General features: G+C 68.6%; 17 protein-coding genes. 4 read left to right on the forward strand and 13 right to left on the reverse strand.

Translation table 11 applies throughout. The features are described from left to right. Positions 1–42 precede the first annotated feature (42 nt). A complete protein-coding gene (locus QUG03_RS19425; protein WP_500820714.1) occupies positions 43–6,366 on the reverse strand; it encodes a DUF4347 domain-containing protein in 6,324 nt (2,107 codons plus the stop codon). 360 nt (positions 6,367–6,726) lie between these two features. Here QUG03_RS19425 and QUG03_RS19430 point away from each other — a divergent pair, with 360 nt between their 5' ends. Then, a complete protein-coding gene (locus QUG03_RS19430; RefSeq protein WP_500820715.1) occupies positions 6,727–7,509 on the forward strand; it encodes a class I SAM-dependent methyltransferase in 783 nt (260 codons plus the stop codon). Here the strand turns inward: QUG03_RS19430 and QUG03_RS19435 are convergent. Genes QUG03_RS19435 through QUG03_RS19445 form a run of 3 tightly spaced genes read right to left on the reverse strand, consistent with a single transcriptional unit; the run spans position 7,481 to position 9,560 of the window. Further along, positions 7,481–7,834 (reverse strand): antibiotic biosynthesis monooxygenase family protein, encoded by a 354-nt coding sequence (locus tag QUG03_RS19435; protein ID WP_500820716.1) that lies wholly within the window; start codon positions 7,832–7,834, stop codon positions 7,481–7,483. The genes QUG03_RS19430 and QUG03_RS19435 overlap by 29 nt on opposite strands. Beyond that, positions 7,831–8,937 carry a hypothetical protein gene (locus QUG03_RS19440; protein WP_500820717.1) on the reverse strand — a complete coding sequence of 369 codons (1,107 nt, stop codon included), beginning with the start codon at positions 8,935–8,937 and terminating at the stop codon, positions 7,831–7,833. Before QUG03_RS19440 ends, QUG03_RS19435 begins: the two co-directional genes overlap by 4 nt. After that, the gene (locus QUG03_RS19445) at positions 8,934–9,560 is read right to left on the reverse strand and encodes a DUF6058 family natural product biosynthesis protein (protein WP_500820718.1); all 627 of its coding nucleotides are present in this window, start codon (positions 9,558–9,560) and stop codon (positions 8,934–8,936) included. The genes QUG03_RS19440 and QUG03_RS19445 overlap by 4 nt, the downstream gene beginning before the upstream one ends. An 80-nt stretch (positions 9,561–9,640) precedes the next feature. On the opposite strand from QUG03_RS19445, the gene QUG03_RS19450 reads away from it, so the two are divergent. Then, the gene (locus QUG03_RS19450) at positions 9,641–10,360 is read left to right on the forward strand and encodes an ArsR/SmtB family transcription factor (protein ID WP_488906878.1); all 720 of its coding nucleotides are present in this window, start codon (positions 9,641–9,643) and stop codon (positions 10,358–10,360) included. A 261-nt stretch (positions 10,361–10,621) separates the two neighbouring features. Here the strand turns inward: QUG03_RS19450 and QUG03_RS19455 are convergent, their stop codons facing one another. Next, entirely contained in the window at positions 10,622–11,071 is a 450-nt protein-coding gene (locus QUG03_RS19455; protein WP_500820719.1) for a hypothetical protein, read from the reverse strand. Between the two features lie 1,115 nt (positions 11,072–12,186). On the opposite strand from QUG03_RS19455, the gene QUG03_RS19460 reads away from it, so the two are divergent. Continuing rightward, positions 12,187–12,741, forward strand: coding sequence for a cysteine hydrolase family protein (locus QUG03_RS19460; protein ID WP_107801490.1), 555 nt, complete (start codon positions 12,187–12,189; stop codon positions 12,739–12,741). 21 nt (positions 12,742–12,762) lie between these two features. Then, positions 12,763–13,155: a VOC family protein gene (locus QUG03_RS19465; protein WP_500820720.1), complete on the forward strand. Its 393-nt coding sequence runs from the start codon at positions 12,763–12,765 to the stop codon at positions 13,153–13,155. Positions 13,156–13,536: 381 nt separating this feature from the next. Here the strand turns inward: QUG03_RS19465 and QUG03_RS19470 are convergent, their stop codons facing one another. From QUG03_RS19470 to QUG03_RS19505, 8 genes are read right to left on the reverse strand one after another with little or no spacing between them, the layout of a single operon-like run. Beyond that, on the reverse strand, positions 13,537–14,943 hold the full coding sequence (locus QUG03_RS19470) for a lipid II flippase MurJ (RefSeq protein WP_500820721.1): 1,407 nt from the start codon (positions 14,941–14,943) through the stop codon (positions 13,537–13,539). Positions 14,944–14,956: 13 nt separating this feature from the next. Beyond that, the gene (locus tag QUG03_RS19475; RefSeq protein WP_199225973.1) at positions 14,957–15,817 is read right to left on the reverse strand and encodes an acyltransferase; all 861 of its coding nucleotides are present in this window, start codon (positions 15,815–15,817) and stop codon (positions 14,957–14,959) included. Continuing rightward, on the reverse strand, positions 15,814–17,241 hold the full coding sequence (locus QUG03_RS19480) for an O-antigen ligase family protein (RefSeq protein ID WP_500820722.1): 1,428 nt from the start codon (positions 17,239–17,241) through the stop codon (positions 15,814–15,816). Before QUG03_RS19480 ends, QUG03_RS19475 begins: the two co-directional genes overlap by 4 nt. Beyond that, entirely contained in the window at positions 17,238–18,341 is a 1,104-nt protein-coding gene (locus tag QUG03_RS19485) for a glycosyltransferase family 4 protein (protein ID WP_227106306.1), read from the reverse strand. Before QUG03_RS19485 ends, QUG03_RS19480 begins: the two co-directional genes overlap by 4 nt. Beyond that, positions 18,325–19,566: a glycosyltransferase family 4 protein gene (locus QUG03_RS19490; protein ID WP_227106305.1), complete on the reverse strand. Its 1,242-nt coding sequence runs from the start codon at positions 19,564–19,566 to the stop codon at positions 18,325–18,327. The genes QUG03_RS19485 and QUG03_RS19490 overlap by 17 nt, the downstream gene beginning before the upstream one ends. Next, complete coding sequence (locus tag QUG03_RS19495) at positions 19,563–20,891, reverse strand: cellulase family glycosylhydrolase (protein ID WP_500820723.1); 1,329 nt, start codon at positions 20,889–20,891, stop codon at positions 19,563–19,565. Before QUG03_RS19495 ends, QUG03_RS19490 begins: the two co-directional genes overlap by 4 nt. Beyond that, positions 20,884–22,068 carry a glycosyltransferase gene (locus QUG03_RS19500; protein WP_227106302.1) on the reverse strand — a complete coding sequence of 395 codons (1,185 nt, stop codon included), beginning with the start codon at positions 22,066–22,068 and terminating at the stop codon, positions 20,884–20,886. The genes QUG03_RS19495 and QUG03_RS19500 overlap by 8 nt, the downstream gene beginning before the upstream one ends. Beyond that, the gene (locus tag QUG03_RS19505; protein ID WP_474455324.1) at positions 22,065–24,059 is read right to left on the reverse strand and encodes a GumC family protein; all 1,995 of its coding nucleotides are present in this window, start codon (positions 24,057–24,059) and stop codon (positions 22,065–22,067) included. Before QUG03_RS19505 ends, QUG03_RS19500 begins: the two co-directional genes overlap by 4 nt. Between the last annotated feature and the right edge of the window lie 18 nt (positions 24,060–24,077).

Consider the following 24,077-nt stretch of genomic DNA (forward strand, 5'->3'; position numbering starts at 1 on the left):
GCGGTTTGTTGGTTTAGTGGCTCGCCGGCTAGGACCTTGCGGTCAAACCGCGTCCTCCGCCTGCAGCCATCCGGCGATCTGTTGATCGAAGGCGGGCTTGCCGTGCTGGCGGAACTGCTCGTGCAGGGCCGGCTTGCCGGCCGCCGCTGCTTTTTCCGTCGCCGCGGCCGCCTGCTCGCCCGCGCCGGTTTTCAACTGCATATGGGTGACGCCGCGGTGGCCGTTCTGGTCGCTGACCGTCACTTCCAGAGACAAGGAACGGTTCCAGCCCGCTGGCGGCGTGCCGCTGAAACGACCGGTCTGCGGATCGAACTTCAGCCAGGCCGGCAGCGGCTGGCCATTGCTCTGCCGCACCTGGATGTTCAGCACCGCGTCCGGATTGCGGGTGATCACGGTGCCGGGCGGCAGGCTGAAGTTGAAACCCTGTCCGGCCACCAGCGGCCGCACGCCCAGATCCGGCATCACTTGCAGCGGCGCGCCGGCGGTGCCGCCCAGATTGGAGACGAAGGGCAGACCGGCGTTGCCGCGTCCAAACGGCTCGCTAGGCGTCGGCGCGAAACGATCCTGACCGAAGGAGAGCTGGATGGGATTGCTCGTCAGCGGGCCGGCCGGGCCTTGCGACGTCGGCGCGGAGCCCGGGCCGTTGCCGCCGTTGCCCGCGCCGCTCACCGCGGCCAACACGATATTGGGCGTGATGGGCGCGATATTGATGACCGGCGCCGCGTTGGGCGGCAGCGGCGCGTTCGCCGGCGGCACAGGCTGGATCGGCGGGGGCGTCTCTGTCCTTGCGCTGCGCAACTGGTAAGCCGGCGCCACCGTTTGCTGCTGGGTCACATTGCCGGCCAGGTCCGCCGCCGCGCCGGATTTGAGCGCCAGCGCCACCGAGCCCACGCCGCTGACCCCGGTCAATTGCACCACGTAGTGGCTGTCGCTGATGCGGACGATATTGCCGATGCCGGCGCTGGCGCTGCCGCTGGTGATCACGCTCAGATCGCCGGCGCTCAGGCCGACGATGGGTTTGTTCAACACTAGGTCGTAACGCAGGCTGCCGGCGACGCCGGAGGCCGGGTCCAAGCGGGTGAAGGACTGCGGCGCCGGCACGGTGGTGTCCACGACAACGGTGAACGAGGCCGACTGCGCGCTGATGTTGCCGGCCGCGTCGGTGGCCGTGGCGCGCACGCTGTGGCTGCCGTCCGCCAGCGCCTGGCTCAGATTGAACAGCCAGACGCCGCCGCCGTCGGCGGTGGCGGTGCCCACCTGCACGCCGTCGATGAACACGGCCACCTTGCTGCCCGCCTCGGCCAGACCGGTGACGCTGGGGCGGTTGACGTTGGTGATGCCGTCGCGGTTGCTGGAGCCGCTGTCGGTGGCCAGGCTCAGACCGGTATTGGCCGGGCTGTCCGGCGCCACGGTGTCCACCGTGATGATGTAGGCCGTCGATTGGCCGCTGGCGTTGCCGGCCAGATCAGTGGAGGTGGTGCGGATGCTGTGATTGCCGTCCGCCAAGGCGCTGCCAAGGCTGTAGCTCCACGCGCCGCTGCCGTCCGCCGTCGCCGTGCCCACCGCCGCGCCGTCCACATACACCGTGACCGTGCTATTGGCTTCCGCCGTGCCGGTGACCGTGGGCCGGTTGTTGCCGGTGATGCCGTCGCCGTGATTGCTGCCGGTGTCCGTCCCCGTGCTCAAAGCCACGCCGGCCGGCGCCGCGGGCGCGCTATTGTCTATCACCACGTTGAAGGCGCTGGATTGGCCGCTGCTGACGCCGCCGCTGCTGACCACGGCGGTGATGGCGTGCGCGCCGGAACTCAGGCTGGAGACAAAGCTGTAACTCCAGGCCCCGCTGCCGTCCGCGACCGTGCTATCGATGGGCACCCCGTCCACATAGATGATGACAAGGCTGTTGGCGATCCCGGTGCCCGTCACCGTGGGCGTGGCGTTGCTGGTGACGCCGTCGCTATGGCTGCTGCCGGTGTCGGTGCCGCTGGTCAGGCCGGAGACGCTGGGCGGCATCAGCTGCAAGGCTATGTTGCGGGTGACCGCCGCGCTGTTCTTGGTCCCGTCGTTGACGGTGAAGCTGACGGTGCGGGTGGCGGTATTGGGCGAGCCGGCGGTGTCGATGTAAGTGACCGCGCGCAGCGCCGCCTGCCATTGCGCCAAGGTGGCCGTGGCGCCGCTGGACGTCAGCGTCAGCACCCCGGTGCCGGCGTTGTAACTGGCCGTGATATTGCCCATGGTGCTGCCGTTGTTGGTGAAGGCCAGCACGTCCTCGCCGCTTTGGAAGTTGCCGCTAATCGCCACCGTGGCGCTGGCCAGGGTGGTGTTGTCCAGATCCGACACGGTCAGACCGCCGTCCACCGGCGTGGCGGCGCCGCCCACCACATAGGCCCCGGCGCTGCCGGTGGTGGTGGCGACAGGCGTTTGATCCGTGGCCGCCACGGTGACGGAACGCGTCGTCGCCGCGCTGTCCTTGCTACCGTCGTTGACGCTGAAACTGATGGTGCGGGTGGCGGTATTGGGCGTCACCGCGGTGTCGGTGTAGGTGACCGCGCGCAAGGCCGCCTGCCATTGCGCCAGCGTGGCCGTGGCGCCGCTGGACGTCAGCGTCAGCACCCCGGTGCCGCTGTTGTAGCTGGCGCTGATGTTGCCGAAGGTGACGCTATTGGTGTTGCTGAAGGCCAGCACGTCCTGGCCGCTCTGGAAGTTGCCGGTGATGGACACCCTTGCGCTGGCCAGCGTGCTGTTGTCCAGATCGCTGATCGTAATGCCCGTATCCACCGCCACCGGCGTGGAAGCCGTGTTGTCCCCGGCGGTGAAGGCCGCGCTGCCGCCGCTGGCGGTGGCGATCGGCGTTTGGTCGGTGGCCGTCACCGTCACGCCGCGGGTCACCGCCGCGCTGTTCTTGCTGCCGTCGTTGACCTGGAAGCTGACGGTGCGGGTGGCGGTGTTGGGCGTCACCGCGGTGTCGGTGTAAGTGACCGCGCGCAAGGCCGCCTGCCATTGCGCCAGCGTCGCCGTCGCGCCGCTGGAGGTCAGCGTCAGCACCCCGGTGCCCGCGTTATAACTGGCGGTGATGTTGCCGAAGGTGCTGCTGCTGGTGTTGCTGAAGGCCAGCACGTCCTGGCCGCTCTGGAAATTGCCGCTGATCGCCACCGTGGCGCTGGCCAGCGTGCTGTTGTCCAGATCGCTGATCGTGATGCCCGTATCCACCGCCACCGGGGTGGAAGCCGTATTGTCGCCGGCGGTGAAGGCCGCGCTGCCGCCGCTGGCGGTGGCGATAGGCGTTTGATCCGTGGCCGTCACCGTCACCGTGCGCGTGGCCACGCCGCTGCTGGCGCTGCCGTCGTTGACCTGGAAGCTGACGGTGCGGGTGGCTGAGTTGGGCGTCACCGCGCTGTCGGTGTAAGTGACCGAGCGCAAGGCCGCCTGCCATTGCGCCAGCGTGGCGCTGCCGCCGCTGGAGGTCAGCGTCAGCACCCCGGTGCCGGCGTTGTAGCTGGCGGTGATATTGCCCATGGTGCTGCCGTCGTTGGTGAAGGCCAGCACGTCCTGCCCGCTCTGGAAATTGCCGCTGATGGACACCGTGGCGCTGGCCAGCGTGGGGCCGGCGTTATTGCTCACCGTGATGCCGGAATCCACCGCCACCGGGGTGGACGCGGTGTTGTCGCCGGCGGTGAAGGCCGCGCTGCCGCCGCTGGTGGTCACCACCGGCACCACCGCCACGCTGACGGTGGACGCCACGGCCAGCGTGGTGGTGTCCACGCCGCCGTTGCTGGTGCCGCCGTTGTCCTTGACGCTGGTCAGCGTCACCACCCGGTTGCCGATGGAGGGGCTGCCGTTGCTGTCGCGATAGGTGATGCCGTTGATCACGCTGGCCGCGGTGCTGCCGGAAACGCCGCTGCTGCTGATGGACACCGTGGCGGTGCCGCCGGACACCGAGACGGTGACGCTCAGGCCGTTGCCGCTGGTGGTGACCGAGTTGCCGTTGGTCAGCGCCACATTGCTGCCGTCTATGGACAGGATTTCGCTGCTGCCGTCTTGCAGGCCGGACACGGTCAGCGTCAGCAGGATCACGCTCTGGCTGGATTCGACGGCGCTGACGCTGGCGCCGCTGAACACCGTCACCGCGGAGCCGCCCATCGTAAAGGTGGGATTGGAGGCGGTGGCGCTGCCGGTGGGCGCGTCGTTCACCGCGGCCACCGCCACCGTCACATTGCTGGAGCCGGTGCCGCCGCGGCCGTCGTTGACGCTGACGTTGATGGTGCGGGTGGCGGTGTTGGGATCGTTGCTGCTGTTGTTGTAAGTCAGCGCCGCCAGCAGAGTGGCCACCCGCGACGGGGTGGCGTTGCTGTTGAAGGTGACGATCAGATCATGGCCGCCCACCCCGTCGCCGTTGCTGGCGATCACGCCTATGCTCACCCCGCCCACCGTCACCACGCTGCCCACGCTGGTGCCGCTGGACAAGGACACCGTGCCGCTGGTGTCCACGCCCAGCACATCCTGGCCGCTCTGGCCGTTGGCGGAAATGTGCACGGTCAGGTTGCCGCTGTTGAAGTTGGGGGTATCGCTGTCCGTCACCGTGACCGCGGTGCCCACGTCCAGTTTCACCGCGCCGCCCTTCTCGGTGAAGGTGGGGTTGTCGCCGTTGAGATTGCCTATCACCGGCGCGGAATCCGCCGCCACCGTCACCGTCTTGGTCACCGCGCTGCTGTTGATCGCGCCGTCGTTGATGGCGAAGCTGATGGTGCGGGAGCTGGTGTTGGGCGACAGCGAGCTGTCGGAATAGGTGACCGCGCGCAAGGCGGCCTGCCATTGCGCCAGCGTGGCTGTGGCGCCGCTGGAGGTCAGCGTCAGCACCCCGGTGCCGCTGTTGTAGCTGGCGCTGATGTTGCCCATGGTGCTGCCGTTGTTGGTGAAGGCCAGCACGTCCTCGCCGCTGTGGAAGTTGCCGGTGATGGACACCGTGGCGCTGGCCTGGGTGCTGCTGTCGGAGTCGGACAGCGTGATGCCGCTGTCCACCGTCACCGCAGTGCCGGTGCCGCTGCTGTAAGCGCTGGAACCGCCGCTGGCGGTCAGCGTCGGCGCGAAACCGAAATTGATGGCGTTGATGGCGCCTATGCCTATCATGCCGGTCACTGTATGACCGTTGGCAGCCAGCACCCGGAAGGAATCGATGCCCTGGAAAGCGCTGTTGCCGGACACCGTGAAGGTCACCAGGCCGCCGCTGCCCTGCAAGGCGTCGCCCACATTCAGCGTCAGCGTCGCGCCGCTGACCGCGGTGCCGTTGATATAGCCGACCAGCTGCAGATTGCCGCCGGTGGTGCCGGAATCGTAGCCGTTCAGCACCACGCCGATGGAATTCAGCGTGAAGCGGCTGTTGTCATTGGACTTGACGCTGAAATAGGAGATGGGGATGGTGCCGTCGCTGTAGCCGTCCACCGTTTCCGTGGTCACAGAGCCGGGTTTTTCGACAATAATGGTTTGGCCGCCGTTATTGGTGGCACCCAGTTGCAGCGAGAAGTCCCAGCCCTGGACGTTGCCGGCGCTCACTACGCTGCCGGAAGGGTTGTATGAGTTGCCATCTGATGCGGTGAAATCGGTGGTGCCCGTTACCGGCCGAGCCAGCAAGGCGTCGTAGCTAAAGTGCAAGTCGGCCACGTCGATATGGCCGCTGTTGCGCTCCAGCGTCCAATCGCCGCCCAGCCGCGCCGCGCCGGTGGCGTCGGTGGACGCCGCCACATCGGCCTGGGTATAGCGGGCCAGCGCGCTGACGAAGGCGGCGCCGCTGCTGCCGGCGCCTATGTCGCAGCCGTACAGCAAAATGTCGCCGTTGGCAGTCAGCGATTGGCCTACGAGTTTCAGATCCGCCTGGCGGCTGTCCAGCTTGGCGGTGGTCAACTCCATGCTGCCCAGCATCAGATCCCCGCTCTGACCGTGGGAAATGATGTGGATGGCGGCGTAGCCGTGATGGGTTTTGGCCCATTCGGCGATCTGGCTCAGGCCGTCCTTGCCGGCGTTGAGCATCACCACCTCCATGCCGGCCGGCATTTGCGCCAGCAGGCTTTGGTAATTGGCGACGTTGGACTCGACGAACACCACCTGCTTGGGCGGCGCGGCCGGCGCCAGCGCCGCGGCCACCTTCTCCGCCAAGCGCTCCACCGCGACGGACCGCGGCGCCTCCGCCGGAGCCGGACGCTCCGCCGGCAGCGGCGCGTCCGCGTGCGCCGAGGCGGCGGCGGCCGTCACGGCCGCCGCGCCGTCGAACATCAACCTGGGCTCCAGAGCCTGCAACAACAGGCGAGAACGCTTGAGAGCCGGTGTCTTCTTGTCACTGCCTTGCGATTGCCCCGCTGATTTCCACCAACTCATCACGCTCTCCCGATCATTTCGGCTTAAAGCACTGGTCGAACCCCGCCCGCGACTGCATTCCAAAAGCTGCTCAGCGGATTAGAACCTGTATCAAAGCAAAAATAAATGACAATAAAATAATTCCAAATTAAAACTAGCCGCGACAACTTAACAAACCAGGCAGCCGAAAAACTGACAAAAGCTGTCAAACGCGGCGAAGAAGCCCCTCTTTAAAAAATAGTTGTTCCTCACGCGAAGTAAGCTAAGTGCAAATACGTAGCACGCGTGATATTTGTTCAACATATAAAGCAAGCTCCGGCTTGCCCTCGCCCACGCCATCCCGTATCGTTCGTCCGCCGTTCGCCCATCCGAGGATTTGCCATGCCCGCCACCCCGCTCTACTGCGCCCGTCCCGACCGCCTGGACGCCGCCCGCCTGCTGAGCCAGCGCTTCGCTTTGCCGCTGCTGGAGCAAAGGCCGGAGCAAGGCTATTGGCTGGAACTGGGCGCGGAACGGCTGGAACTGCTGACCACCGGCAAGCACGGCGCGGTTTACGCGGAATTCGTCGAGGGAGCGGCCAAGCATCGCCGCGAACAGGGCGGCGGCCGCGGCCAGCCGGTGGCCAAGGCCATAGGCCTGAAAGGCGCCAAGGAACTGCCCTATGTGGTGGACGCCACCGCCGGACTGGGCCGCGACAGCTTCGTGCTGGCCGGCCTGGGCTGCCGCGTCACCCTGGTGGAGCGCTCGCCGGTGGCCGCCGCGCTGCTGGCCGACGCGCTGGAACGCGCCGCCAGCCACCCGGACACCGCCGACATCGCCGCGCGCATGCATCTGGTGCACGCCAGCTCCATCGCCTGGCTGGCCTCGCTAAACGAGGCCGAGCGTCCGGACGTGGTCTTCGTCGATCCGATGTTCCCGGACACCGACAAGAAAAGCGCCGCCGCCAAGAAGGACATGCAGGCTTTCCAGCAGGTGATAGGCGACGACCTAGACAGCGCCGCGCTGCTGCAAGCCGCCATCGCCGCGGCCAAGAACCGCGTGGTGGTGAAACGGCCGCGGCTGGGCGCGGCCATCGAGGGCGTGAAGCCGTCCGCGGTGCTGGACGGCAAGTCCACCCGCTTTGATCTTTACGTGATCAAGGCCTTGAACCCGGCCCAGGGCTGACGCCATCGGGCGCTTGCGCCCGCTCGAACATCCCATAATCCCGCAACACCGCCGCTACCCGCAGCCGGTAATCGGCGAACAAGGCTTCCCGGCCCTGCCGCTGCGCCGCGCGGTGCGGCTCCAGCCGCCGCCAGGCCGCCACCGCCTCCTCATCGCGCCAGAACGACAAGGACAGCATCTTGTCCGGCCGGTTCAGGCTGACAAAGCGCTCGATGGACAAGAAACCGTCCGCCGTCGCCAGCTCCCGCCCCAGGCGCTCGGCCCAGCCCAGATAGCCGTCCCGGCCGCCCTCGGCCAGCTCCACCTCGAAAATCACCGCAATCATTCCGTTCTCCCTTTATCGCCATAGATGCGCACCCGCGCGTTGGGCAGCCGGCGAAAACGCGCCGCCGCCGTCAAAACTTGCCAATCCGGCCGCGCCGCCGCCAAGGCCGCCAGGCCGCCGCGGGCGATCTCCATCGCCAGCGCCTGGCCCGGACAGGCATGCCGGCCGGCTCCAAACATCAAGGCCTCGCCCGGCCCGGCCGGGTCCAGCGCCGCCGCGGCCAGCACCACCAAGATAGAAGCGCCGGCCGGCACCGTCTGGCCGCCGTGACGCCAATCCCGCGCGGCAAAACGGCGAGTGTTGTGCAAGACCGGATCATGCAAGGCCAACCACTCCCATTCTGCCGCCGCGCCCGCCGCCAGCGGCCGGCCCTGGGCCTGATGCCAGACCGCGGCGGCGAAAAGGCCGGTGCCGGCGTCCAGGCTCTGGAACAGCAAGCCGATCACATTCGCCGTCAGCGCCGCCTCCTCCACCGTCCACTCGCGTCGCAACTCCGCCAAGAGGCCGTCGGACCGCGGCAAAGCCTCCGCCACCCGAACCTGTAAAGCCGCCAAAGCCTGTTCCCCTCGTGCCAGCGTCTCGGCGTCGGCATCCGCCGCCAGCGCTTGCGCCAGGGCCGCCACCTCCGCAACCAAGCCCGGCCCGTCTGCCATAGGCAGGCCCAACAAACCGGCCAGCGTCAGCACCGGCAAGCCCTGCGCCATCCGGTCCAGCACCTCGCCGTTCAAAGGCTCGCGCATCAGCCAGTCCCGCGCCAGGCTTTCCGACAAGCGCCCGGCCTCCGCGCCCACCGCCGTCGCCAAGGCCCGGCTCAAGGCCGCCTTCAGCGCCGGATGGCGCGGCGCCTCGCTCATCCGCGCCCACAGACAGAACGTGCGCGCCAAGCCGCCGTCGCCCAACTGCGGCGGCGCCGCCTGATCCAGCGGCCGCACCCGACACTCCGGCGCGGCCAACACCGCCTGCGCCGCCGCGTGGCCGGCCGCCACCCACACGCCCAGGCCGGCGTCAAAATACAATGGCCGCCGCTGCGCCAGATCCCGGTAATAGGGATAGGGATGGGCGTGAGTCACCGCCGCCAGCGGGTCCAAAGGCCAGGCGCTCATGCCCCCTCCGCCAGGTAAAGCCGCCGCGTCAGCTCCACGCAGCGGGCGCGCGAGCTGGCCGCCCGCTCATGCGGCGCAAACGGCGCCGCCACCCCGTCCAGCGCCGTCACCGCCCAGGCCAGGCGCTCGCGTCGGGCCGGATCCAGAGCGGGCCGGCGTTGCCGCTCGGTCAGCGCGTCGATCCAGGACACCAGCGCCTCCTTCTGCGCAATCTCCCCCGGCAAGCCGGCGCGGGTGCACACCCCGTAGCTGCCGGCCAGGAAATCCCCCCACGCCGCCTCCCAATCCGGCTCCGCCTCCGCGGGCGGCAATTCCAGCGCCGCCAGCCCGGTGCGCCACTGCCGGCCGAAACAGGCGCGCAGGCGCTCCGGATCCCCGTCCAAGGCCAGCGCCTGGCCCAGCCAGCACAACATGCCCTGCGGATACCAGGCCGACTCCGCGCTCAGCGCCGCCGCGCCCATGCAGGATGCGGCCTCCCCGCTCAGCGTCAGCCGGTAGGACGGCCACGGCGCCGCGCCGGCCCGCTGCCAGGCGCGCAAGGTGTCCAGGCTCAAGCCGCTGCGCGCCAGCAAGGCCGGCTCGCTCAGAAAATGGCTATGCAGATAGCCCAGCAAATCCTCCATTCCCGCTCTCCTTGTTCAAGCTTGACGATGGGTTTATCGTAGCCGGCGGCATCCGCCAAAGTTTCAGCCGAGGATGAACCATGCTTGCAGCCCCGCACGACCGCATACCCGACATCAGCCGCCTGGCCAGCCTGCTGGCCGACCCCGGCCGCGCGCTGATGCTGCTGCTCTTGCAAGACGGCCGCCTCTACCCGGCCAGCGATCTGGCCCAGGCCGCCGGCCTGTCGCCGCAAGCGGCCAGCAACCATCTGGCCAAGTTGCTGCACGGCCAGGCGGTGCGGGTGGAACAACGCGGCCGCCACCGCTATTACGGCCTGGCCAGTCCGGCCATCGCCCACGCGCTGGAAGCGCTGTCCGCCGCCGCCGGCGAAAGCCGGAGCGCGGTGCGCCCCAAGGGCAATGCCGACATCCGCCTGGCGCGCAGCTGCTACGACCACCTCGCCGGCCGGCTGGGCATCGCCGTCGCCGACTTCCTGCAACAGCAGCAACTGCTGCAACGGCGCGAGGAGCGCGAGTTCGCGGTGACGCCGGCTGGCGCGGACTGGCTGGCGGCGCGGCTGGACATTCAACTGGCCGGCATCGCCCGCCCGCGCCGGCCCTTGGCGCGCGCCTGCCTGGACTGGAGCGAGCGCCGCGACCACATCGCCGGCAGCCTGGGCGCGGCCTTGTGCCAGGCCTTTTTACAGCGTGGCCTGACCGAGCGTCGCAGCGACAGCCGCGCCTTGCGGATCACGCCGGCCGGTTACGCCTTCTTGAAACAGGAATGTGGAGTGGGCAGCGAGCAGTTGCGGGGGGATTAAAGCGGTTTGCGCGAGGGGACGCGGCGGATGAGTCCTTGGGCAGTGTCGGCGGAGGGTACCCTCCCACCCAAGCAAACCATCCGCCGTAGGGTGGGCGGAGCACAGCGATACCCACGCGGCAACGCGATGGGATTGATGCTTGGGTCTTGACGGCGGGTTTTGGTGGGTATCGCCTATCGGCTCCTCCCACCCTACAAATACCCCCGACCAAACCTTCCGCCGTAGGGTGGGTGGAGCGCAGCGATACCCACCGCAAGACGCTTAGCGGTTTCGCAGGCGGATGCGGCGGAAGCGCGCTTCCAGGCTGAAGCGTTGTCCCAGCGCCAGGTAGATCTGGTGTTGGCTGTCTACATGGCGGTAAACCCGGACCCGGTCGGCCCCCAGCAGCATCATGATTTCCAGATAGTTGAAGAAACCCATCCACTGACCGCGTCCGGCGCGGTCGTCAAAATCGATGTCGCGCGCCACGCGGCTGAGCAGGCCTTTGCCGACGTATTCCCGATTGTCCTTCAGCCATTGCAACAGGTGAGCCGCGCATTCGCGGCCGTAGGCGTGGTCGGCGAGGAGATCCTTGCTGGGCGTGGGCATTTGCCAGTAATGCCGATAGGTGCGGCCGGGGCAGAGACGAACAAAGGGAAGCAGGGCTTCCTGCTGTTCCAGCGAGTGCAGTTTGTAGCGGCGGCGACGGGGGAAGTTTTGAGGGTGTTGCATGGTGTTTCTCCTGCTGTGACACAAGATAAACCACCTGCCGGGTGAGGCTGAGGTATTGGCAGGCGCGTGAGCGGATTGGCGTACCGGGCTAGCATTAAACCGGCGAGTGCATGGCACTCTCCTCCCACGCACCTGCCGAATGGCTCTGCCATGGCAAAGCAGCCCACGCAGCACGCTGCGTAGGCCTGGGGGTAATGCTAGCGACGGGACGCCAATCCCGTGTGCCGCGTGTGGGCGGCAACGTGGGGATTGTTGCCGAGGGGGCGGTTGGGGTCAAGGTGGGGTGGTTGGTTTGCTTGAGCGTGGCTTACTTGTTGAGTGATCTGGTTTTGAATCCGCTGCGCGGATGATGGTTTTCATTGCCGGGGCTGCCCGGCAGGCAGGAAGGGGAATTTGCTCGGCCAAATTCCCCTTCACCCCAAAGGCCGCCCTGCAAGCCTGGCCTACGGCTTCCCGCCGGTTCCCGTCAGGCCCGAGGCGCGGCTGAACCCGCGATTTGCTAACGTCAAATCGCTCAAACAGGGCAGCCGCTTAAGACCTCGGGCCTGCCACCCGGCGGCAGGCTTGAAGGGACCAGGGGCGCGTCGGATACATGCTTTCTTTTAGGGAGCTAGGCTTATCCACAGACAAGAGCAATGGGGTCAAGTTATTCACAGAAATGACCCACTTCGCTAAACCACCTCTCTTATTCAAAAAAGACCACCTTGTGTAGCGCTCAAGTGTCCCCTCGGGGCGCGCCGGAGAAAAAGGGGTCTGCAAGGTTTTAAGCGGCTGCTTTGTTTGAGCGATTTGACGCTAGCAAATCGCGAGTTCAGCCGCGCCTTGCAGGCCCCTTTTTCTTCGGGGTTTCGCGTCCTGGGGGACGAGGGGGGCTGGAAGGGGGCGGCGGCCCGCCCCCTCCCCGTTCGCCGCGCGGAAAGCGGCACCTAAATCATCATCCGCGCAGCGGACTCAACAGAAAAGCCCTCACAAATCACAGCGCAATCAAAGGAGGACACATCTCTCCGTGAAAGCAGATTCAACAAAGCAACCCTCTCCAAATACAGAGCAATCTATCGAACACCCCCGCCTCCCCTGCTACACTAAATCCCCGCCATGACCCCGGCATCCCCACCATGCACACCGCCCCCGCCCTCATCATCATCGACATGCAACAAGGCATGAGCCGCCCCGAAGCCGGCCCGCGCAACAACCCCCAGGCCGAAGCCAATATCGCCCAACTGCTGAACGCCTGGCGCCAGGCCGGCGCGCCGCTGGTCCACGTGCGCCACATCTCCCGCACCCCGGAGTCGCCGTTCTGGCCCGGCCAGCCCGGCGTCGAATTCCAGCCGGCGCTGGCGCCGCTGGCCAGCGAACACGTGATGGAAAAGAACGTGCCGGACGCCTTCGCCCACAGCGGCCTGGAACGCTGGCTGCGCGTGCGCGGCATCGAACAACTGCTCATCGTCGGCGTCAGCACCAATAACTCGGTGGAGGCCACCGCCCGCAGCGCCGGCAATCTCGGCTTCCACACCTTGGTGGCCGCCGACGCCTGCTTCGCTTTCGACAAGGCGGACTACGCCGGCACCCCGCGCAGCGCCGACGAGGTGCACGCGATGGCGCTGGCCAATCTGGACGGCGAGTACGCCCATATCGTTCAATGCGCCGACATGCTACGGCAGCTGCAATAAACCCTGATCAGGAGCCCAACCATGCAATTCGCCTACACCATTCTCTACGTCTCCGACGTCGCCGCCTCGCTGGCCTTCTTTGAAAACGCCTTTGGACTGAAGCGCCGCTTCCTGCACGAATCCGGCGATTACGGCGAGCTGGACACCGGCGCCACCACGCTGGCTTTCGCCGCCCACCCGCTGGGCCGCAGCAATCTGCCGGAAGGCTATGTGGCGGCGGACGCCTCGCCGCTGCCGCTGGGCATGGAGATCGCGCTGACGACCGACGACGTGGCCGCCGCCCACGCCCAGGCCTTGCGCCACGGCGGCGTTGAGCTGCAAGCGCCCTCGCTCAAGCCCTGGGGCCAGACGGTGTCCCATTTGCGTTGTCCGGATGGCTTGCTGTTGGAGTTGTGCTCGCCCATTTCCGCCTAAGAACCTGTTCACGATCTTTGTTAAGTACGTTGAGGCGTTGCGTAGATACACTGGAAACCTCGTATTCGACGCGCCCCACTCCCTTCAAGCCTGCCGACGGGTGGCAGGCCCGAGGTCTTAAGCGGCTGCCTGTTCGAGTAGCGCGACGTTAGCGCGCCATCACTGAGCGAATCAAAGATTCGCACGTAGAGAGTTCAGCCGCGCCTCGGGCCTGACGGGTCCCGGAGGGAAGCCGCAGGCCAGGCTTGCAGGGCGGCCTTTAGGGTAAAGGGAGATTTGGCCGCGCAAATCTCCCTTTCCGTTTGCCGGGCGGAACCGGCCCTAAATCATCATCCGCGCAGCGGATTCAATGCTTTGGCCAATACTTCAAATCAGAAAAGATCATGAACCGGCTCTAAAACGCCAGCCCAGCCCCAACAGCAGCACGACTCCGGCCAAGGCGGCCAGCGCCAGTTGCGGCCACGGCCCGGAGCCGCGCAGCGGGAACAAGACAAGCCCGGCGACGATCAGCGGCACGCACGCCGCCAGGCCCTGGCGCGCCAGCCTTGACGGCAAGCCCTGGCCCAGCCGGACGGCGAGCAGCGCGCCGGTCAAGCACACCCCGGCCAAGGCGGACAAGGCCAGGCCGGGCAGACCCAGCCAGCGCGGCAGCGTCAGCAACAGCGCGGCGCTCAGCGCGCTGCCGGCCAGTTCCACCGCCAACGGGCCGCGGGTGTCGCCCCCGGCGTAGCAGTAGCGCGCCAGCAGCGCGTTCCAAGCGCCGAACACAATGCCCGGCGCGTACAGCGCCAGCAGCAGCGGCAGCTCGCTCGCGGCCAAGCCGGCCGGCAGCAGCAGCGTCACCAGCGCCGGCGCGGCGCCGATCAGTCCGGCCGCCGCCGGCAGGGTCAGCAGGCCGCAGGCGGCCAGGCCGCGGTCCAGCAGCCGCAGCCGGTCCGCGTCCTGCGCGCCGCTCATCTTGCTCAACAAAACCTGGTTCAAACTCATCAAGGCGATCAGCGGCAGATTGATCAGCTTGCGCGCCAGATTCAGCAGGGTAATCGTCCCCTCGCCCAGCATCGAGGCGGCCAGGCGCTCCAACAAGCCCAGGCCCTGGCTGGCGGCCCCGCTGGCCAGCAGCGGCCACAACCGCCGCCAGACCTGCCGGACATCGCCGCGGCCGGCGCGCAGCCAGGGCCGCCAGCCCAGCCGCCAGTTGCCGGGCAGCAGCGCCGCCGCCATCAACCCGCTGCCGGCCAGAAAGCATTGCGCCAGCGTCGCCGCCGCCGTGGCCGGCCCGGCCCAGTACAGGTAGAGCGCCGCCGGCAGATTGAACAGCAGCGAGCCCAGTCCGGCCAGCAGGAAGCGGCCCTGCGCTTGCAACGGCGCCGCCAGCACCGCCTGGACCAACAGGCCGGGCGCCAGCCAGGCCAGCCAGCGCAAAGCGGCGGCGGCCGATTCCGCGTGAGCGGCGCCGATGCCGGGGGCCAGCGCCCGCGTCAGCCACGGGGCGGCCAGGCTCAGCAGCGCCGCCAGACCCAAGCCCGCGGCCAGCCAGTGGCGCAGCTGGCCGGCCAGCCAGGCGCCGCGCCGCTCCGGCGTCTGCGCTTGCCACAAGGGCAGCAGCGCGGCGGACAGCAAGCCGCCGGCCAGCAGGGTGCGCAAGGCTTCCGGCAGGAACATCGCCACCAGAAAGGCGTCGCTGCGGCCGCCGGCGCCCCAGGCGGCCACCAGCAGCCACTCGCGGGCGAAGCCGGCCAACAGGCCGGCCAGCGTGGCCAGGGTCAAGAGCGCGGCGGGACCGAACATGGACTCAGTGTCATTAGTGGAACAGGGTGAACAGCCCTTTGCCGCCCACCTTGTAGTTGAGATCGCGCGGCCGCTCGCCCATGGGCTTGGCCCCGCTGCCGCCGACGATCTTGTACGGCGCCACTTCCTTGCCCACCACGGTGTTGGCGGTGACCACCGCGCCGCGGCCGATGCGCGCGCCGTGGCCGATCAGCGCGCCGGTGGCGATCCAGGCGTAGTCGTCGATATAGACCGGCGCGGACACCGACCAGAATTCCGGCGCGCTCAGGTCGTGACTGCCGGCGATGATCTTAGCGTAGGAGGCGATGGCGACGTGATCGCCGATGATCAGCCCGGCGCGCGCGTCCAGCAGGCAGTGCCAGGCCACGCAGCTGTCCGCGCCTATCACCAGATTGTTGACGCCCAGCACCTCGGTGTTGCGCCACACGCTGGAGCCCTTGCCGATGCGCGCGCCGCCCAGGCGCAGCCAGGCCAGCCGCAGGTGGTGGGACGGCAGCTTGTTGATCAGGATGTTGTAGCCCTGCTCCCAGGCGCGCAGCCAGCGGTCCTTGAAAGTGGCCCAGTTGAGGCCGTAGCGCGGCACCAGCTGAGTGGGCACTTCGTCGCGCAAGAGCGCGTAGAAGCGGCTCGCCAAGGGGTGCGGGATGCGGCTTTCCATGTCGACGGAGACGATGGACACGCGCGGTTCCGCAGCGTCGCCCTCCTCGAAGGCCACGTTGTTGGCCAGCATCCAGTCGTAGGCGGCGGCCAGTTCCGCCGCCGGCGCGCCCAGACGCGCGGCGTAGCCGTCCAGCCGCTCGCGCAGCGCGCTGCTGTGGTAAATGCGGTGGCGCAGCGTCAGCGCCGGCGCGGCGGGAAGATCGGTGGGTTTCATCGCGGTTTCGCTTTCGGATCAACGGTTTTCGGGCCGGAGGGCGCGACGGCGCTCAATAGCGGATCGCCGCGGCCGGCCAGCCGGCGCGCCGCTTGCAGATTGACGCCCATCAGCAGCCAGAACAGGCCGATCAGCACCATGGTGAAGCTGTAGTAGTGGTCGAACAGGCCGGTGAGCAGCGCCGCCAGCAAGCCGGACAGGGTGCCGAGCCAGATCGCGCGCTCCGGGTCCAGCGCGGACAGCGGGCCGCGCGGCCGCGCCTCGCGCCACCAGGCCACGGTGACGGCGACGAAGAGCAGCATGCCGGGCGCGCCCAGCTTGTAAACGTAATTGAGCCAGAGGTTGGAGATGCCGAGCAGGCCGCTGTCCGGCGGCGGCGGATCCACTTTGAAACCCAGGCCCAGCGGATAGGCGCGCATCGCGTCGGGGAAGCGGCGGTATTCGTCCATGCGGATTTCCGTACTGGCGTTGCTGGCGGAGAAGGTGGTGGCCAGGCGTTCCTGCAAGGGCGGATAGAACAAGACCAGGGCCAGGCCCAGCGCCGCGGCCAGGCCGATGATGCGGCCGGCGTGCGGCGCGCGCCGCCAGCTCAGCCACAGCAAGACCAGCGCCAGGCTGACGATGGCCCCGCGCGAAATGCTGAACAGCAGACCGGCCGCGCCCAGCAGCGCCACCGTCAGGCCCAGCAAGCGCCGCCAGCCGCGCTGCGCCAGGCCGTAGAAGAAGGCCAGCGGCAGGAAGAGCGCCAGCGCGCCGCCGGTGAGATTGGGATGCACCCAGGGCGAGGCCATGCGGGTGTAGTTGGCGGAGAAGATGTCGCGCACCGCTTCCGGATGAGCGTAGCGCAGTTTTTCCAGCACCGGGATGAAGCTGTTGGCGTCGCGGTCCTTGAGGAAATAGCCGATGGACAGCAGCAGCATGGCCAGCGTGCCCAGCAGCAGCGTCACGATCAGGCGGTCGCGGCTGCGTTCGTCCGGCAGCAGCAGCGGCGCCAGAAACAAGGCGGACAGATTGAGCAGCCAGCGCGCCCAGTTGACCGGGCCGTTGCCGTCGGCCTGCACCATCAGCTGGCCCGCCAGAAACGGCAGCAGGCTGAAGGCCATCAGCCACAGCAGCAGCCCTTCGGCGCGGCCGCGCGGCCATTGCAGGAGGCCGACGGCCAGCCGCGGCAGCGCCCCCAGCCAGGCCAGGCCCAGCAAGGCCTCGGACACGGTGACGCGCACGCCCAGTTGCACCGTGGCGTAAGGCGCCAGGGTGGCGGCGAGGCCGAACAGCGCCAGTCCCAGCAAGGGCGCGCGCAGCACGGCGACGCCGGCGCAGGCGGCGGCCAGCGCCAGCGCGGCGGCGGCCGGACTGAGCAGGGCCAGCAGGCCGCCGAACAACAGCCCGCAGCTCAGGGCGAGCGCGCGATTCAGCGGCGTCATGCCAGCAGCCTGTCCAGCAGTTGATCCACGCGGCGGCGGTAGGCGTCCATATCGTAGCGGCGCGCCCAGGCGCGGTTGGCGTCGACATCGCCGTCCGGCCCGGCCGCGGCCAGCCGGTGCATCAAGGCTTGCAGCTCGCCGCCGTCGTTGGGGGCGAAACGCGCCGCTTGCGGCGGCGCGACCTCGTCCAGCGCGGAGCCGGTGGCCACCGCCACCGGCGTGCCTTGCGCCAGCGCCTCGATCACCGGCAGGCCGAAGCCTTCGGCGTAGGACGGCTGCCATAGCCGTTCCGCCCCCGCGTACACCGCGCTCAGCATGGCGTCGTCCAGATCGCTGAGCCAGATCAGGCCGTCCAGCCGCCGCAGCTCCGCCGGCAGGTCCTCCGGCCGCGCCACCAGCGCCAGCGCCGGCAGGTCCGGCTGGCGCTGACGCGCTTTCCGCCATTGCTCGACGAACCAGGGCATATTCTTGCGCGGCTCGCGCGCGCCCACCGCCAGCCAATAACGCGCCGGCAAGCCGGCCGGCGGCTCCGCGGCCGGCCTCGCCGGCTGCGGCACCGCGTTGGGCAGCAGCGCCAGCTTGGCGCGCTGGCGCGGAAACAGCCGCGCGGCGGCGTCGGCGGTGAATTGCGACGGCGTCCAGACCGCGTCGGCGCGTTGCAGGGAGCGCGCGGTGCCGGCCCAATCGATCACGCGATAGGCCAGCGCGCGCAGCAGGCTGACGTGGTAGTTGTCCAGGGTCAGCTGGAACACATCGTGCAACAGCATGGCGTAGCGCACGCCGCCGGGCGCGCGCCAGGGCGGCAGCCCGGTGTTGGCGGTGGCGATGTAAAGATCCAGCCGCCGGGCGCGGATGGCCTGCGGCAAAAAGCGGCATTCGAAATGCCAACGCTCGCGCGGGCGATGCAGCCCGTCGGCCGGGCTGGGCCGCGCCGGGCATTCCGCCAGCCTCCGGTGGGGATGGTCGGCCGGACAGGCGGTGAAACGCAGCACTTCCACGTTCGGCCTCGCCGCCAGCGCGGCCTCCAGCGCCAGCACTTGCCGCGCGATGCCGGAGCGCGGCGCGGCGGTCACCGGGCGGTAGTCAATTCCGATGCGCATGTCTCAGCTCCCGGTACAAGGTTTCCAGCTGGTCGGCGGCGATGGCCCAATCGTGCCGCCGCCGCACGAATTCGCGCCCGGCCGCGCCCAGGCTGGCCGCGCGCTCCGGCCGGCTCAGCAGCGCGGCCGCCGCCTCCGCCAATTGCTCGGCGTCGTCGCCGCGCAGGTATTCGCTGTCGGGACGCAGGTCCAGCCCGGACGCGCCCTGCGGCGTGCTCAGCAGCGGCAGGCCGGCGGCCAGCGCCTCCAGCACCTTGAGCTTGGAGCCGCCGCCCTGACGCAGTCCGGCGATGAAGGCCGCGGCGCGCCGCTGCTGCGTCGGCAGTTCCGGCACGAAACCCAGCCACTCCAGCCGCGCGTCCGGCCAGCGCCGCGCCCAGTCCTCCGGCATCGCGTAGCCGCATATCGCCAGCCGCGCCCGCGGCAAGCGCCGCCACAGCCTAGGCATCACTTCCGCCGCCAGCCAGACGGCGGCGTCGCGGTTGGGCGGGTATTCGAAATTGCCGACGAAGAGCAGACGCTGGCTGGCGTAATCCGGGCGGACTTCGGCGAAGGCGTCGGCGTCCACGCCGTTGATCACCACGTCCACCAGCCGGCCGCTGTGCTGGGCCATCGCCGCGGCGTCCTCCCAGGTGACGGCGGCGACGCGCTCGGCGGCGTTCAGCGCCAGGGCCGCCCAACGCCGGTAACGCCAGCGGTCCCACCAGACGAAGGGCGCGCACCAGCGCGGCAGATGCTGATAGGTGGCCGCGCCCAGTTCGGACTCGACATTGTGCTCGGTCAGCAAAAAGGGCTGACGGCGGCGGTCCAGCGCTTCCAGGAAGGGCTGCAAGCCGTAGCTGTGCTCGATCTGCACCACGTCCCAACGCTGGCGCAGCAGGCCGTCGAAAGTGCGGCTCAGATCAGGCGACAGGCCGTTGACGCTGGCCAGCATCGGGTAGGGCCCCAAGGCCGCCGCCAATAGCGTCAGCGGGTGCTTCAGCGGCCGGCGCGGCAGCACGATCAGCCGTTCCACAATGCCTTCCAGCTGGCGGCGGCAGGCCTCGCTGGCCGGTTCCTTGCTCTGCACCAGCAAGGTGATGCGGTGGCCGCGCGCCGCCAAGGCGCGCAGCAGCTGGAACTGGCGCAGCTTGCCGCCGCTGGTGGTGGGCCAGGGCAGATACGGCAGGGTCCATAGAATGCGCAGCGGCGGGCAGCCGCCAAGGGAAAGAGAGGCCGGCTTCATTCTCGCCACTCCAGGATTTGCAGCTGCGGCTTCACCGCCACGCTCAGGCTGTCGCCGGCGGCGCTCAAGGCCGCGCTGCTTCCGCTCAAGGGCTGGCGCAGCGTGGCGCGGGCGACGCCGGGCAAGCGCGCCGCGCCGCCGTTCGCGCTCCAGAACATCCACAGGCGCGCGCCGTCCGGCTTGCGCCAGGCGATGCTGTACAAACCGTCCGGCGCGGCGTCCAGGCGCGGCGGCGGCGCCGGCTCCAGCCGCGGGCCGGTGATGGCGAGAAAGCGCGCCAGCGCCTTGTAGGCGGGCTTGGGCTTGCCGTTCAGATCCAGCAAGCCGTAACCGCGGTCGCGCGCGCTGGCGCGCTGGTCCAGATCGGACAGCGCGAACAGAAAGACGCGGTCGTAGTCCAGCGCGCTCATCAGCGCCAGCCGGCGCAGTAAATAATCCGCCTGGCCGCCGCGGCCGATGATGTCCTGCTCTTCCTTGGGGCCGGCGTAGCTGGACCAGCCCCATTCGGTGGCCCAGATGCCCGGCGCCTTGACCTGGCGCAGCCGGGCGTTGATCTGCTGAGCGCGCAGCACGAAGTCCCGCGTTTTAGGGTCATCGCCCTCAGGCTGCTGGCTGTAGGGATGGTAGGCGACGATGGTTTTCAGATTCAGCGTGCCCTTCTTGCCCAGTTCCTCCAGCATCAGGCCGCCGCGCACCGGCATCTGGCTGTAATAAGCCATGCCGGCCATCACCACCGGCTTGCCCGGCGCCGCGGCGCGCAGCGCTTCCGCGCTGGCCTGCAACAAACGGCCGTAACCTTCCGGGCTGGGCAGCGGCCGCCAGAAGCCGGGCAGGTTGGGTTCGTTCCACACCTGCCAGGCGTCCACCGCCGGATAGCGCTTGGCCAGCATGGCCATGCGTTTGGCGAACACCTTGTCGTCCTTGGGCGGGTACTGGTCGCTGGAACCAAGCAGCGGCGGCACGCTGCTGGCGAAGGGCGCCGATCCCACCAGGTAGAACACCGATTTGAGCTTCTGCGCCTTCAGCGTGTCCACCAACTGATCCAGCGGCGCGAACACGAACTGGTTTTCCTTGGGTTCGTGGCGGTCCCAATGCAGGTCCACCCGCACCCAGCTCAGGCCCAGCGATTTGAGCTGCTGCATCTGGCGCTGGTATTGCTCCGGCGTAAACCAGAGGAAGTGCGCGTTGACGCCGAGAAAGTCGCGCCACACCACCGGCCGGCCGGCGGTCAGCTCGGTGGTTTCGGCGCGCGGGCCGGCCGCGGCCAACGTCAGCGCCGCCGCCAGGACCAGCATCCGCCACGCCGCGCCGCGCGCGCTAGCCATGCGCCCTCTCCCCCAGCGCGGTCTGGAACATGCGCAGAAACTGCGTCGCCACGCGCGGCCAGGCGCGTTCCCGCCCCAGGCTGCGTGCCTGTTCGCTGTGCAGACGCAAGCGCTCGGGCTGACGCAGCAGGCTGATCAGGGTCCGGGCCAGCGCCGCGCTGTCCCCGCGGGCGTAGACCTCGCCGTTGCCGAAGGAGGCCTCCTCGGCCAGCGCGCGCGCGTCGGAACAGACCACGCCGCGGCCGCAGGCCACGGCCCAGGACAGCGCGCCGCTGGCGCCGCACATCCGGCCCAGCAAGGCCAGCTTCCACGATTCCCGATACGGCAGCACCATGGCGTGATGGGCCTGGATCAGGCCGGGGATGTCGGTGGCCGGCAGGTCCGGCCGCCATTCCAGCATGTCCCGGTGCAGCCCCAGCAGGATGGCTTGCTGGCGCAGGGATTCCAGATAAGAGCCGGAGCGGCCGAAGGCGACGTCCGGGGCCACGCCGCCCGCCAGGGTCAGCCGCACCCGGTCCCGGGTGTCCGGTTCTTGCTGCAGCAGGGCCAGCGCGTCCAGCACATCCTCTATGCCCTTGCCCTGGTAGATGTAGCCGAAGTACAGCAGCCGCAGCGGCCCCTGCGGCGGCAAGGCCGGCAGCGGTTCGGCGGCGATTTCGCGATTACCGTGCGCAATGTGGAACACCCGGCCGTCCGGCAAGCGCATCCGCCGGGCCAGGCCTTCCGCGCCGGTGGCCGTCAGCGTCACCAGCCGGGTCAAGCGCCGCGCCAGCCGCCGCTCGCGCGCCAGCGTCAGCGGGGCGGCCAGCAAGGCCGCGGCCTGGGCCAACGGGCGCGGCAGCCGCCGCGGCAAGCCGGGCGGCCGCCAGACCAGGCGTTCCGGATCATGGACGGTGGCCGTCAGCCTCAAGCCCGGCTGATGGCGCGCCAACCACTCCAGCGCCATGAATTCGCCGCAGCGGCCGCCGCCCAGTTCCGCGTGCACCAGATCGAAACGCCGCCAGTCCACGTTCTGCATCTGCCAGGACAGTTCCAGCGCGTTGAGCGCCAGCGGCTGCCCGTCCAGCGGGGAGACGACGCTGACGCCTTCGTCTTCCAAAGCCCGACGCCAGGCGTCGGCGTAGTCGGCGATGCCGTTTTGCTCCGACGGCAGCGGAGCCAGCAGGGCGATCTTCATCGGCCTTCTCCTTTCCAACGCGCCGCGCCTCTCAACACGGCGGCGGGGATTTCAAAACGGCGGCGGTTGAGCACAATGCCGTCTACCTGTCCGAACGCGGCGCCCAGGATGGCCAGCGCGTTTTCCACCACCGGCACCGTGGAGGCGCGCGCCTCCACCACCAGCAAGATCAGATCGGCGCGCTTCAGCTGCACGAAGGCCTGCTGATTGTCGAGCAGCGCCGGCGCTTCGATCAGCGCCACCTCGCCGGCGGCGACGCGCGCGTCCCCGGCGGCCAGCCGCGCCGGCACGCCGCGCTCGGCCAGCACCCGCAAAAAATGACCGGCGACGAAGCTGACGCCCTCGCCGCGCCGCGACGACGCCAGGCCGATGACCAGGCCGTCCCGCGCCAGCTTGTCGGCCGGCAACTGGCTGTACAGGCGATAGACGCTGGCCTCGAAGGCCGGTGGCGGGGTCCGCCCCGGTTCCAACTCCATCAGCGTGCTCCACAGCGGCACGCCGAAACGGCGCTCTACGCCGCCGCCGTCGTGGATGCGCTGGTCCAGCAGATAGCACAGGTAGAGCGCGAACAGGCCTACCGCCAGGCCGGCCGGCGCCGCGGCCAGCAGGATGGCCAGGCTCTTGGGAAACACTCGCGCCGGGCTGAAAGTGGCCTGCTCTATCACCGCGATATTGCTGATGCGGCTATTGTCCAGCTCGCGGTCTATGCGCGCTTTTTCCAGGCTGTCGCGGTAGAGCAGATAGTTCTTTTCCGCCACCGCCAGATTGCGTTCCAGCCGCGACAGCTCCGGCTCCACGCCGAGAATGCGCGCGCGCTCGTCCTTCAGCTCGGCGATGGCCTTGTCGTAAGCCGCCACCTTGGCCTTCAGCTCGCCGGCGCGCATCCCGCGCTCCAACTTGCCGCGCTCCAGCAGATTGACGAGATCGCTGGGCGCGCGGTTTTCCGAGCGCTGCACCGTGTCTTTTTCCCGGGCGATCAAGTTCTTAAGCGCGGCGATGTTTTCATCCAGTTCGCGGATGGGCGGCGCGTCCGGCAGATAGGTCTTGAGCTTGTCCAGCCGTTCCAGCTCCAGGCCGTTGAGCTTGAGCTTGAGGTCTTGCCGCGCCGGGTTCAGGCTCAGTTCGCGCTCCTTGACGATTTCGCGCGGCAGCTTGCCGCCGCTGGCCTGGGCGTTGGCGATGCCGCCCTGCATCGCCGTCCACTCCGCCTGATCGGCGCTGCGCGCCGCCTCCAACTTGTTGAGCTGGTCGGTGAGGCTGTCCAGACGCTCCTTGGAGCTGATGCCGTCGATCTGGCGCAATTGCTGGCCGATCCGCTCCTTGTAGCCGGCGATCTGCTCGGCCAGCTTGCCGCTTTCGGTTTCGTAAAACGCGTACAGGCTTTTGCGCCCCAACGCGCGGCTGCGCTCGTCGATATACAGCGCCAGCCATTTGTTCAGCACTTGCCGCGCCACCGCCGGATCGCCCCAGCTGAAAGCGATTTCCATCACCGCCGAGCCGCTTTGGTGGCTGACGCTGAATTGCTTTTCCAGCTTGGCGGCCAGCCGCTCCTGCGGCGTCTGCGTTTCCACCACCCCGATCAGGGCCAGCGCGTCGCGCGCGCCGTCCAGCACAGCGCCGGCCGCCTGCTTTAGCCGATGCTTGACGGTTTTCCACCAGCCTTGCGGCGGCGGAGAACGCATCTCGTTCAGGTAGTAGTCGGCCACTTGGTGGATGATGGGGCGGCCGGTCAGCAGCTTTTCCTCGTCGACGATGGGGTCGCGCTGAGTGCTGGGCGCCACCAGCGTCTGACGGTCGGCGTATTCGATCGGCAACGTACTGGTGTCGCGGCCGGGCTTGACCAGCAGCCGCGCTTCGGATTCGTAGCGGGCCGGCAGCAGGAAGGCGCCCAGCGCCGCCACCAGCACGGTGGCGACGAAGGCCCATTTGAACTCGCGCCGGAAGATGAAGAACAGGCGGGCCAGGTCGCGGAAGGAGCGGATTTCTATCATATCGCTATCGCCGGTGCG

It is taken from the genome of Chromobacterium sp. CCUG 30098, from assembly GCF_059916605.1.